Genomic DNA, 13,172 nt, shown 5'->3' with positions numbered 1-13,172 from the left:
GGAGGGTTTCATATGATCGACCGGCGTACCTTCGGGAAGGCCGTCGGCCTCGGGACCGGCGCGGCCGCGCTCTCCCTGACCGGCCGGCAGTCGGCGGACGCCGCCCAGGCCGCTCCCGGCGGGGCGGACGAGGCCCCGGCACCCGGAGCGCACACCACGTTCCCCGCGCTCGAGCGGGTCCGCGCGGGCGTCCTCGACATCGGGTACGCGCAGGCGGGCCCGGCCCACGGCCCCGTCGTGATCTGCCTGCACGGATGGCCGTACGACATCCACAGCTACGTCGACGTCGCCCCGCTCCTCGCCGGGCAGGGGTACCGCGTGATCGTGCCCTATCTGCGCGGCCACGGCACCACCCGGTTCCGGTCCGCGCACACGGTCCGCAACGCCCAGCAGGCCGCGGTCGCCCTGGACATCGTCGCCCTCATGGACGCGCTGGAGATCCGCGAGGCCGTCCTCGCCGGCTTCGACTGGGGCTCGCGCACCGCCGGCATCATCGCCGCGCTGTGGCCCGGGCGCGTCACCGCGCTCGTCTCCACCAGCGGCTACCTCGTCACCGACGTCGAGGCGCAGCAGTCGCCGCTCGCGCCCGCCGCCGAGCACACCTGGTGGTACCAGTACTACTTCGCCACCGAACGCGGCCGCCGGGCCATGGAAACCCCCGAGCTGCGCGACGCGTTGTGCCGCCTGGTGTGGCAAGAGGTCTCACCCACCTGGGCGTTCGACGACGCCACCTTCCGGCGTACGGCGGCGGCCTTCGAGAACCCCGACTACGCGGCCGTCGTCATCCACAACTACCGCTGGCGCCTCGGCCTCGCGGACGGCGAACGCCGGTACGACCGCTACGAGAGGCAGCTCGCCACCCGGCCCGTCATCCAGGTCCCCACCATCACCCTGAGCCCCGAGCTGGACCCCTTCACCGCCCCCGGCGACCCCACCCGCGACCGCTTCACCGGCCCCTACGAGCACCGGGTCGTGGCGGGCGCCGGCCACAACCTCCCGCAAGAGGCCCCCGCCGTCTTCGCCCGGGCGGTGCTGGACGCCGGCCGGCTCTGACGGGAGGCGGGAGCCCCGCCGGGCCCCGCGCTCACTCCCCGTGCAGCGCCCACCTGCTCCCGTCGACGGGTTCCGAGCCCGGCAGCGCGATGAGTTCGGGCTTGAACAGCGGGGGCGCGCCCATCGCGGGTTCCCAGGTGGCCAGCTTCTCGTCCTGGGCGACCTCGACACGGCGGCCCTTGGCGAGGTCGGTGACCACGCGGATCAGCAGGCGTACGCCGAGGGGGGCGAGGTGCTCGCGCCACAGGGTCTCCGCGGTCGAGCCGGGCGGCACGAACAGGTGCTCCTGGGCGGCGACGGGACCGCCGTCGGTTCGCTCGGTGAGGTGGTAGACGCTGCCGCCCGTCACCTTGTCGCCGTCGCGGATCGTCCACCGGATCGCGTCCCGGCCGCGGTGCAGCGGCAGCAGACTGGGGTGGTAGCCGATGGTCGCGACGGCGGCGCGGGCCCGGGTCGCGCGGCCGATGAAGGCGTGCGAGTGGGCGGCGACGATGAGGTCCACCCCGTCGGGGATGTGCATCGCGCGCAGTTCGGCCGAGTCCGTCCAGGGGACGCTCCTCGGGTACGCCCACGCGCGCAGCCGGTCCCAGGACAGCGCGTTGCCCTCGTCGGAGTGCCCCTTGCGCAGCCGGGGGGCGGCCACGCCCGCGATCCGGTGGCCTTCCTCGCCCAGGGCGTCCGCGACCTGCACCGCGAACGCCCCTTGTCCCGATAGGTAGATGTTCACTGGGCTGCCGCCTCCTTCATCGCGCGGGGGTCGGGCCACAACCGCACCGGCAGCGTGGAGTACCCGGTGAGGAAGTTCGACCGGATGCGCAGCGCCTCGCCGGTCTGCTCGAAGCCGGTGGTGAAGTCCCGGAGGGCCATCAGCAGTTCGGCGATCTCCACCTTGGCGAGGTAGGAGCCGAGGCAGAAGTGCGGTCCGTAGCCGAAGGCCAGATGCTTGTTGGGGGTGCGGCCGAGGTCGAACTCCCCGGGCCGCTCGAAGACCCGCTCGTCCCGGTTGCCGGAGGCGTGCCAGAGCGTGACGATCTCGCCCGGCCGCAGCCGTACCCCGTGCACCTCGGTCTCACGCACCACGGTGCGCCCGAAGTGCAGGGTGGGGGAGGCCCAGCGCAGCACCTCGTCCACGGCGGTGTCGATCGCGACCTCGCCGTCCTTGAGCCGCCGCCACTGACCGGGCCGGGCGGCGAGGCTGTGCACACCGTCGATCATCGTCAGCCGGCTGGTCTCGTCGCCGCCGATGATCAGGCTGTAGCAGTTGAGCACGATGTCCTCGTCGGACAGCGGCACTCCGTCGATGGAGCTCGCGACCAGCATGCTGATCACATCGTCGCCCGGCGCCTCCCGCCGCTCCTCGACCATGTCCATGAAGTACAGCAGGATCTCGTTGCGGGCCATCTCGGAGTCGACCTCGTCGACGTCCTCGGTGTCGGCCGACAGCGCCGCCTTGGTCTGGGCGAGCAGATAGTCCCGGTCCTGCTCGGGCACCCCGAGCAGATTGGAGATCGTGGTCATCGGGATACGGCTCGCGATCTCCTCGGCGAAGTCGCAGCCCCCGGCCTCGACCGCCTCGCGGATCAGCCGCCGGGTGTTGGCCCGCACCGCCGCCGCGACCTCGCTGAGCACCCGCGGCGAGAGCACCCGCTGGAGGATCTTACGCAGCTCGTGGTGGCGGTGCCCGTCGGTGACGGCCAGCATCCGCCCGGCCCCGGCGTCGCCCCCGCCCAGCAGCGTGACCAGCACATTGCCGCGCTCGGAGGTGAGGTGCAGATCGTCCCGGTAGGCGGCCATGATGTCGTCGTACCGGGACAGCGCCCAGAAGCCGCGGCGGCCGCCCGCCGGGGGGTTCCAGTACACCGGCGCGGTGTCCCGCAGGGTGCGCCAGAACCCGTCGAGGTCGTGGTCCGCGAAGGTGTCCGGGTCGCCCAGGTCCACGGTGGCCGGCGCCGGGGCGCCCGCCCTCACCATTCGGTGCGCCAGAGCCGGCGCGGCCGGAACGGGTAGGTGGGCAGCGGCACGCGGTGGCTCGCCTCTCCCTGGTGCAGCGGGCGGAAGTCCACCCGCCGGCCGTTCACCCAGGCGGCGGCGAGCGCGGACAGCGCCCGGTCGTCGTCCGGCGCGGCCGGTACGATCCCGTGGTCGCCGTGCGGCAGGGCGTCCGCGTCCACCTGCGGCGCGGCGGCGGTCGTGACGGACGGGCCGCCCGCGGAGTCGGCGGACAGCGCCTCGATCAGCTCCTCGCGGCTGCGGACCACGGCCGCCCACCGGCGGTCCATCGTCCGGCGGCCCAGGTTGAGGCTGAAGCACACGTCGTCGAGGCGCAGAGCTGGGTCGGCCAGCAGCCGGTCCCGCAGCCGGGCGCGCTGCCGCGCGAGCGCGTCGTCGTCCAGGGCGGACAGCGTGGCCAGGCGCGGCCTGCCGACGGCCTCGGGGGCGCGTTCGGTGCGCGTCGGCGCCTCTTCGAGCACCAGGTGCCCGTTGTAGCCGCCACCGCCGATCGCGGTGATCCCCGCGCGGCGGACGCCGGCCTCCGGTTCCCAGTCCGCGGACTCCAGTTGGGGCACGAACGGGGTGCTGGGGAAGTCGATCTCCGGGTCCGGATCGGTCAGGTTGATCGTCGGCGCCAGCGTCCGGTGGTACAGCGCCATCGTGGCCTTCATGGCGCCGAAGCCGCCCGCCACCACCCCGCCGTGGCCGACGTTGCCCTTGACCCCGCCGATCGAGCAGGTGCCGGTCTGCTTGCCGAACGCCATGCCCACGGCGTGCACTTCGAGCTGGTCGGTGATCGGCAGCCCGAGCCCGTTCGCCTCGTACATGGACACCGTGTCCGGGGTGACGCCGCCGACCTGCATCGCGGCCGCGATGCACGCGCTGAGCCGCTCGGGCTGCGCCAGCCCGTACGCCATCGCGCTGACGCCGTTGTTGTTGATGGCCGAGCCCTTGACCACGGCGTAGATGTGGTCGCGGTCGGCGACGGCCTGGCCGAGCGGCTTGAGCAGCATGGTGACGACACCGCTGGACAGCGCGGCGCCGGTGCCGGCCGCGTCGAACGGGCGGCAGTGGCCGTCCCGGGACAGGATGCGGCCTTCCTCCCACAGATGGCCGCGCGGGTGCGGAAGCCGGACCATCGCGCCCCCGGCGATCGCCATGTCGGTCTGCCCCAACAGCAGTGACTGGCAGGCCAGATGCACCGCGTAGTGGAATCCGGCGCACGCGGTGGTGACGGTGACGGCCTCACCGGTCAGCCCGATGTAGTACAGCGCGTTGGACGTCATGGTGTCCGGCGACCAGGCCAGGCCGTGCTCGATCGCCTCGGGACCGACCGACACCCGGTCCGGGGGAGTGCCGTAAAGGGCCGCCGTCTGCGGGTTGTTGGCGCCGTAGATGCCCATCTCGCCCGGCACCCGCTCGGGGTCGTAACCGCCGTCCTCCAGCGCCTCCCAGGCGCTCTCCACGAACAGCCGGTTCTCCGGGGTCATCGCGGCCGCCATCCGGTCGCTGATGCCGAACACCGACGGGTCGAACGCGTCGTACCCGTCGAGGGTGCCGCAGGCCCGCACGTAGTACGGGTTGTTGATCAGGGTCTCGTCGACCTTGATCTCGTCCTTCTCCAGGAACCGCACGGACTCCCTGCCGTGCAGGAGGTTGTCCCAGAACTGCTCCTTGGTGCGGGCACCGGGCGCCTTGCACGAGATGCCGATGACGGCCACGTCGCCCGGGTCGTAGTCCTGCTCGGGACTTTCGGACATGAGGGGCTCCTGCTCAAGTGGTGTGCGGGAAAGCCGGGTTACCGGCGGCGGATCGCTCAGTTGCCGGGGGCGGAGGCCCGGCCGCGCAGCGCGGCACGGCGCACGGCGGCGCGGCGGCGGGCCGACTCGACCACCTCGGGGGTGGCGTCGCCGTCCTCGTCGAGCCAGCGGCCCAGCGAGTGGATGTCACGGAAGCGGAAGAGGTCGGGCACCCGCACCCGGCGGTCGAAGCGCCGGGTCATCAGCCGGGCCAGCCGCACCAGCAGCAGCGAGTCGCCGCCGAGGTCGTAGAACGCGGCCCGGACGTCGATGCCCGCCGGTTCCAGGCCGAGCAGCTGGCCCCAGATCTCCGAGAGCGCGACCTCCGTCGGCGTGCCCGCGGCGGTCACCGGCCCGCTGTCGGCGGCCGGCGGCTCGGGCAGGGCGGCGCGGTCCAGCTTCCCGCCCGGCGTCAGCGGCAGCTCGTCCAGGACCACGATCGCCTGCGGCACCATGTACTCGGGCAGTTCGGCGGCCAGCTTGCCGGTGATGGTGGCCTGGAGCCCGGCGTCCAGCCGTACGCCCTCCCGGGACCCGCCTTCGGTCACGACATAGCCGACGAGCCTGCGCCCGCGGACGACGACCGCGGCCTCGCGGACCTCGGGGCAGCCGGTCAGCCGGGACTCGACCTCCTCCAGCTCGATGCGATGGCCGCGCACCTTGACCTGGTTGTCCGTGCGGCCGACGAACTCCAGTTCACCGCTGCCGGTCTGTACGACGACGTCGCCGGTGCGGTACAGGTGCCCGTCGCCCTGGAACGGGTCGGGCACGAACCGCTCGGCGGTGGTCTCCGGCCGGTTCAGATAGCCGTGGGCGACACCCGCGCCGCCGAGGTACAGCTCACCGGGGACACCGGCCGGCACCGGTTTCCGGTCCTCGTCCAGCACGTACAGGCGGGCACCGGCCGCCGCCGCGCCGATCGTGGGCTCGCCGGTACCCTCCCTCGGCACCGGGCCCAGCGTGCAGAAGACGGTGCCCTCGGTGGGACCGTAGGCGTTGAAGACCTCCGCGCCGGTCTCCGCGTACACCCGGTCCACCAGCTTGCGCCGCAGCGGCTCGCCGCCGAACACGACCGTGCGCAGGTTCGGCGGCAGCCCGCCCGCGTCGAGCAGGGCGTTGGTCACCGACGGGATGGCGTGCAGCAGGGTGACCTTGTCCGCGTGGGGGCTCTCGGGCAGATGGACGGTGCTCTCCACCAGCACGAGGGCGCCGCCCCGGCTCAGGGCCGGGAAGATCTCCATCACGGACATGTCGAAGCAGATCGAGCTGGCCGCCGAGACCCCGCCGAGGTCGCGGTCGCCGAGCACGTGGTCCCAGGCGGACAGCATGGCCGCGCAGCCGCCGTGCCGGACCGGCACCCCCTTGGGCGTCCCCGTGGAGCCCGAGGTGTAGATCACGTAGGCGGTGTCGGCGGGTACGACCGGTACGGGCTTCTCGCCCGGCTCGGTCGTCACGGCCGCGTCCAGCACCACCAGGGTCGGGCCCGCCGGGCAGTTCTCCCGGGACGCGGGCGTGGTCAGCAGCAGGTTCGTGCCGCTGTCGCGGACCATGAAGTCCAGCCGCTCGGCCGGGTACCTCGGGTCCAGCGGCACATAGCAGGAGCCGGCGCGCAGGACGGCCAGGATGGCGACGAGGAGGCCGGGCGCGCGCTCGACGCAGACGCCGACCGGGACCCCGGGCCCGGCGCCCTCGGTGACCAGCCGTTCGGCCAACTCGCGCGAACGGTCGTCCAGTTCGCGGTAGGTCAGCACCCCGGCGTCGGAATAGACCGCGGTGGCGTCCGGGGTCTTCCCGGCCTGTTCGATGAACCTGGTGTGCAGGGTCTGGGTCACTGGTCCGTCTCCTCAGGACGGCCGGCCGGCGCGATCTCGTCGAGTGCCAGGCCGGGGTGGGCGATCGAGTCGAAGAGCACGGTGCGGTAGAGCGCGAGCAGTGCCGTCACGGTCCGCTTCTCCAGGTAGCTCGGTTTGTACTGGACATGGCCGACGACCTCGCCGCCGATCTCGGCCATCGAGATCTCCAGGTCGAACTTGGCGAGGTGCCTGCGTACGGGCAGCGGCTCCAGGGGCAGCGCGCCCTCGGGCGCGATGGTGTCGCCGATGCCGTGGAAGAGCTTCACGGAGCGCGGAAAGGCGTCCGAGGAGAGCCAGTTGAGGACGACGTCGAACCACGGCGAGCGGCCCTCGGCCCGCGGGGGCTTCAGTTCGGACGCCAGCAGGTCGAGCGGGTAGTTCATGTGCTCCAGCAGGCCGAGCGAGAACGCGTGCACCTCACCCAGCAGCTCCCTGAAGCCCCGGTCACCGGCCGGTTTCGCCCGTACCAGGACCGTGTTCAGGTAGTAGCCGATGGCGGACTCCCAGCCGGATTCCGCGCGTTGCGCGATGGCGGTGGCGAGGACCGAGTCCTCGACGCCGGCCGCGCGATTCAGGGTCGCGAAGAATCCGGCCAGCACCACGGTGCTGATCGACACCCCCTCGCGCACCGCGAACTCCCGCAGCGCCCGCGTCTCTTCGGCGCTCCAGCGGAAGGCGAGGTCGCGGCCCTCGTAGGTGACACCGGGCGGGCGCTCGACGGGGACAGATCGAGGTGGGCGGGCGGATCGGCCAGCCGCCGCGACCACCAGTCCAGCGCCGCCTCCGCGGCGGGGCCGGCCAGCCACTGACGCTCCCACTCCACGAACTCCGTGTACGGCGCGACCGGTTCGACGGTCTCGGGGTCGACGCCCTCGTAGAACGCCTGGAGTTCGCGGATCATCACATCGGCCGACGCGGCGTCCGAGGCGATGTGGTGCACGAGGACCAGCAGATAGTGGTCGGCCGGTCCGCGCGTCATCAGGACGACCCGCACCAGCGGCCCGTTGTCCAGGTCCAGCGGCATGTGGCCGTACACGGCGAGTTCCTCGCGGGCCTGCGCGTCGTCCAGGTGCGTGCTGTCCGTGACCAGGAACTCGTACTCCGGCTGGTCGAGGATGACCTGGTACGGGCTGCCGCCCGCCTCCACGAAGATCGTGCGCAGCGCGGGGTGCCGCCGCATCACGGCCGCCACGGCGCGTTCCAGGGCCGGTGCGTCGACCTCGGTCCGGACCCGGGCGGCCACCATGAAGTTGTACGGCACGGCGTCCGGGTCGATCTGCTGCATGAACCACAGCGAGGCTTGGCCGTGCGACGCCGGTGCCAGTGCGAAGCCGAGCCCCTCGGCGCGGAGTTGGCCGATGGCGGGCGCGTCGGTGGGTTCGAGGAGGCCGCGGGCGGCGAGCTCCTCCAGGAGTTCCTCGGCGTCCAGTTCGGAGAGGGCGGAGAGCGTGTCGAGGGGGGTGCGGGACGGGGCGGGAGTGGCGGCGGGGACGGTGGCAGGGGAGGGCGGGGTGGGGGTGGGCCGTGGTGCCGCGGTCGGGGCTTGGGCGGAGGAGACGGCCGCGGGCGGGGCCTGGGTGACGGCCGGGGCCGACGCGCTCTGCCCGCCGACCACCTCACCGAGATGGCCGACGATCTCGGAGATGCTCCGGCCGTCCAGGAACACCACCGGCGACACCCGCTGCCCGAACAGCGACTGCACCCGGTTGACCAGGCGGATCGCGAGCATCGAGTCGAGCCCGAAGTCGCGCAGGCTCGACCCCGCGTCGAACCGGTCCTCCGGCACGCCCAGCACATCGGCGATCTCGCCGAGGACCAGCTCCTCCACCGACCTGCCCGGCGCGGCCGTACCCACCGGCTCGGCCACGGCCTCCGCGACCGCCACGGCCGAGGCGGCAGGCACAGCCGATGCGGACGGTACAGCCGAGGCGGCCGACCCGGTCGACACGGCCGCCGCGCCCGGTACGACCGGTACGACCGTACTGGGCACGACACCGTCGACGCGCGGCACGGCATCCAGCCAGTAGCGCTCATTCTGCCACTGCACGAGCGGGGTCTCCACGACCTCGGCATCGTCCGCGAACAGCGTGTCGAAGCTCAGCGGCACCCCCCTGACGTGCAGCGACGCGGCCGCCTCCAGCAGGCACCGCAGATCGCTCTCGCCGCGCCGCAGGGAGTTGACCGCGTGCACCCGGGCACCCTGGGTCAGCGCGATCTCCTCGACCGCGCCGCGCAGCGTCTCGTGCGGGCCGATCTCCACGAAGGTGCCGACGCCGTCCTCGACCAGCGCGCCGATCGTCTCGGCGAACCGGACCTGGTTGCGCAGATTGTGCACCCAGTAGTCGACGTCCACGACCGGGTTCACCGCCCCGGCCAGTGCCGTGGAGTGGAAGTCGATGCTGCCGGTCAACGGGACGATGCCGTCGATGCGTTCACGCAGCGGCCCGGTCAGCGGATCCATGCCCGGGCTGTGCACCGGCCGCTCGACCCGGATGTTCCTGGTCGAGATCCCGGCCGCCCGCAGGTCCGCCTCCAGGGCGCGGACCGCCTCGGGCGAGCCCGAAACCGCCGCGCTGGTGGGGCTGTTGACGACGGCGACGGCCGCGTGCTCGGCGTACGGCGCGAGCCACGGCAGCAGCTCCGCCTCCGGCAGGTCGACCGAGATCATGGCGCCGGGGGCCGCCTCGCGTTCGAGCAGATGCGACCGGGCCACGACGACCCGGGCCGCGTCGTCCAGCGACAGCGCTCCCGCGACACACGCGGCCGCGACCTCGCCCAGACTGTGCCCGACGACGGCGGCCGGCTGGATGCCGAGCCCCAGCCAGACCCGCGCCAGCGACACCTGGAGGGCGAACAGGACCGGCTGCTGGAAGTCCATCTCCTCGAACCGGGCCGCGCTCTCGGGAGCGGCGAGCTGTTCGAGCACCGAGCAGCCGCCGGCCGCGCGGACGGCGGTGTCGCAGGCGTGCATCCAGTCGCGGAACCCGGCATGCGTGCGTAGCAACTCCCGTCCCATGCCGACCCATTGGGTCCCGCCGCCGGAGAAGACAAGGGCCACCCGCCGGTCGGTGCCGCCGGACACCGTGCCGGTGACGACGTCGGGGTGCGGGCGTCCGGCGGCGACCCGGGCGAGCCCGTCCAGCACGTCCTGCCGGCTGCCGGCCAGCAGCGCCACCCGGTGGTTCAGATGGGTGCGCCGGGTCGCGAGCGTGTAGGCGAGGTCGGACACCCGCAGGCCCGCGTCGCGTTCGACATGGTTCGACAGGGCACGGCAGGTGTCGGCGAGGGCCGCCGCCGAATGGGCGGAGACCGGTACGAGACGCAGGTCTTCGTCGCCCGCGGGGGCGCCCTGCACCGGGGCGACATGCCGTCCCCGGTCGCCCGTGCGGAACGGGGACGCCGTGACGGGATGGCCGGCGGCGTACAGCGCGCCGAGCGAACTCAGCAGGGTCTGCGCCTCGTCGGCGCCGCGTCGCAGCGAGGGCAGGGTCGCCGCGTCCAGGAGTTGCGAGGCCGGCTTGAGCAGGAGGGGGTGGGGAGAGAGTTCGACGACCGCGTCGACGTCGTGCGCGCCCAGCGCCGTGAGGGCCTTGACCATCTGGATCTCGTGGCGCAGGTTGTCCGCCCAGTAGCCGGGCCCGAGTTCGGCGCCGTCGACGCGCTCGCCGGTGACCGTCGAGATCATCGGGACGCGGGTCGTCCGGGGCCTGATGCCGGCGAGTTCGGCCCGCAGCGGGGCGAGGACGTGGTCGACCAGCGGGGAGTGGGGCGCGTGGCCCATCCGCACCCGATGGGTCGTGATCCCCTCCTCGGTCAGCCGCTGGACGAGCGCGTCGATCTCCTGCGGGGCGCCGGTGACCAGCGTGGAGTCCGGGCCGTTGTGGCCGGACACGGTGAGCTGCCCGGTCAGATACGGCCGGACGGCGGCGGCGTCGGTGGTGACCACGATGCCGTCGCCGCGGCCGACGGCCAGCTGCTGGAGCAGCCTGCCGTGGCAGGCCGCCAGCCGTGCCGCGTCCTCGAAATCGAGCGCCCCGGCGATGTGCGAGGCGGCGAACTCGCCGACGCTCTGGCCCACCACGACGTCCGGCTCCACCCCCAGCGAGCGCCAGGCGTCGGCCAGCGCGACCTGCATACAGAACAGCAGCGGCTGGAAGACGTCCATGTCGTCCAGGCGCCCGTCGGCCGCGAGGAGCTGGTCCACCAGGGAGAAGCCCAGCAGCTCCCGCATCCGCCGGTCCGAACGCATCATGGAGCGGCGGAACACCGGCATCCCGGCGAGCAACTGCCGTCCCATGCCGACCCATTGCGAGCCGTTGCCGGAGAACAGGAACGCCACTCGCGGCCGGCGACCGCCCGCCTCCCCGACGCTGAGACCCGGGGCCGCCGTACCGGCGGCGAACGCGTCCAGCTGGGAACGGAGTTCACCCATGTCGCGGGCGGCCGCCGCGAGCCGGAACCTTCCCTCGCCGGGCGCGCGCCCGCAGACCTCCCGCAGATCGGACTCGTCCCGCAGCGCCCGGGCCCGGTCGGCCAGCGCCTCGGGGGAGTCCTCGGCCAGCAGCAGGAGCCTGCCCTCGGGGCGCGGCAGTTCCTCGACGGCGACATGGCAGATCGCGCCGCCGAACCCGAACGAGCTGACGCCGCCGCGGCGCGCGTCGGACCGGCGCGGCCACGCGGTCAGCCGGTCCTGCACGGCGAGCCCGTACTCGTCGAAGAGGATCTGCGGGTTCGGGGCGGTGTAGTGCAGGCTCGCCGGCAGCACCCCGTTGCGGATCGACAGCGCCAGCTTGACCAGGCCGACGATCCCGGCCGCCGCCTCCAGGTGTCCGACGTTGGACTTGACGGACCCGAGCCGCAGCGGCACGGGCCGGTCGCCGCCCAGGACCGCGCCGATGGCGTTGGCCTCGATCGGGTCGCCGAGCGGTGTCGCGGAGCCGTGGCACTCGATGTAGTCCACGAGGGACGGCGCGATCCCGGCCCGCCGGTACGCGGTGCGCAGCATCAGCTCCTGCGCCTGCGGACTGGGCGCCGTCATGCCGTTGCTCAGCCCGTCGTTGTTGGCCGAGCTCCCCTTGATCAGGCAGTACACCGGCAGCTCGCGCTCCAGCGCCACACTGAGCGGGGCCAGTACGACGACCCCGGCGCCCTCGCCGCGGACATAGCCGTCGGCACGCGCGTCGAAGGTCTTGCAGCGGCCGTCCGGGGCGAGCGCGCCCATCTGGTCCATGGCCGTGTAGTAGTCGGAGACGAAGCTCAGGTTCACGCCGCCGGCCAGCACCAGCTCGCTCTCGCCCATCCAGATCGACTGGCAGCCCAGATGCACCGAGACCAGTGATCCGGCGCAGGCGGCGTCGATGGCCATGCTCGGGCCCTGGAGCCCGAGGACGTAGGAGACGCGGTTGGCGATGATGCCGTCGTGCATGCCGGTCGCGGTGTGCGGGGTGATCTGGCTGTCGGGGCCCCGGTAGTGCGCGAGCGCCGCGTAGTCGCCCCAGCAGGAGGCCATGAACACGCCGGTGTCGCTGCCGACCAGACCGAGCGGCGGGACACCCGCGTCCTCCAGCGCCTCCCAGGCCAGCTCCAGGATCAGCCGCTGCTGCGGGTCCATCTGGACGGCTTCCCGGGGCGAGATGCCGAAGAACAGCGGGTCGAACCGGTCGATGCCGTCGATGAATCCGCCCCAGCGCACCGTGTCGCGCAGCAGCTCGCGCCGCGCGGCCGGCACCGACCCCACGGCGTCGCGCCCCTCGGCCAGCAGCCGCCAGAACGAGGAGGGGTCCGGGCCGCCGGGGAACCGGCAGCCGATGCCCACGATCGCGACGGGCTCGTACGAGGGCCCACGGCGGTCCCGGCCCGGGGCGGCGGCCTGCGGCGCGGCGGGCGGACCCTCGACCAGGGCCCGGGACAGCTCGTCGACGGTCGGATATTGCCACATCCAGGTGACCGGAACCGGCCGGCCGAGGAATGCGGACAACGAGGCGGCGAGCGTGGCCGCCTTGGCCGAATCCAGACCGTACTGGTGCATCGGCGCCCAGCGGTCCACCGTGTCCCTGGAAACGTCCAGCAGCTCCACGAAGCGAGAAAGCAGAAATTCTGTGACGGCGCGCACATCGCGCGCCCCACGCTCTTGGGGCATTTCGCCTCCTCGGCAAGGCGGATGGAATGGGCCGGTCGACGGCCGAAAGCGGAGATGGTTCACGGACACAGGGGTTGGTTCAGCCGCGCCGGGTACTCCGGCGCGTCACCGCACATGTGAAATCAGCCAAGAGGTGCTGAGGGAAAAGGAGTTGGAGGAATGTCCGATCGATCGAGCGTCCGTGGTCAGCGGACGGCCACCGGCTCACGCCCGACGGATCGCGTGGCCCCGTGCGCAAAGGCGGAACCGCCGAATACCCCATGACTGCACTGGACCGCCCTCGTTGAGTCATCCCGACAGAATCAGCTCACGGTCAGTTGCGTTGACTATGGCGAC

At 72.8% G+C, this 13,172-nt stretch carries 5 protein-coding genes and 1 pseudogene; 1 reads left to right on the top strand and 5 read right to left on the bottom strand.

What is annotated here, in order from left to right; translation table 11 throughout:
• Window positions 1-12 precede the first annotated feature (12 nt).
• A complete protein-coding gene (locus GHR20_RS04535; protein WP_153812317.1) occupies window positions 13-1,053 on the top strand; it encodes an alpha/beta hydrolase in 1,041 nt (346 codons plus the stop codon).
• 31 nt (window positions 1,054-1,084) lie between these two features.
• Here GHR20_RS04535 and GHR20_RS04530 read toward each other — a convergent pair whose 3' ends face one another.
• The 5 genes and pseudogenes from GHR20_RS04530 to GHR20_RS04510 form a co-directional block, all read right to left on the bottom strand.
• A complete protein-coding gene (locus GHR20_RS04530; RefSeq protein WP_111584279.1) occupies window positions 1,085-1,780 on the bottom strand; it encodes a formyltransferase family protein in 696 nt (231 codons plus the stop codon).
• On the bottom strand, window positions 1,777-3,024 hold the full coding sequence (locus GHR20_RS04525; protein ID WP_153812316.1) for a cytochrome P450: 1,248 nt from the start codon (window positions 3,022-3,024) through the stop codon (window positions 1,777-1,779). Before GHR20_RS04525 ends, GHR20_RS04530 begins: the two co-directional genes overlap by 4 nt.
• Window positions 3,018-4,805 (bottom strand): type I polyketide synthase, encoded by a 1,788-nt coding sequence (locus tag GHR20_RS04520; RefSeq protein WP_153812315.1) that lies wholly within the window; start codon window positions 4,803-4,805, stop codon window positions 3,018-3,020. Before GHR20_RS04520 ends, GHR20_RS04525 begins: the two co-directional genes overlap by 7 nt.
• Before the next feature lie 56 nt (window positions 4,806-4,861).
• Window positions 4,862-6,676 carry a non-ribosomal peptide synthetase gene (locus tag GHR20_RS04515; protein ID WP_153812314.1) on the bottom strand — a complete coding sequence of 605 codons (1,815 nt, stop codon included), beginning with the start codon at window positions 6,674-6,676 and terminating at the stop codon, window positions 4,862-4,864.
• Window positions 6,673-12,836 (bottom strand): annotated as a pseudogene (locus tag GHR20_RS04510) (acyltransferase domain-containing protein). The gene GHR20_RS04515 and the pseudogene GHR20_RS04510 overlap by 4 nt, the downstream one beginning before the upstream one ends.
• Window positions 12,837-13,172: the final 336 nt, after the last annotated feature.

Origin of the sequence: Streptomyces sp. SUK 48 (assembly GCF_009650765.1) — a bacterium.
GTDB lineage: Bacteria > Actinomycetota > Actinomycetes > Streptomycetales > Streptomycetaceae > Streptomyces.
This window is presented reverse-complemented; position numbering and strand designations above follow the sequence as displayed.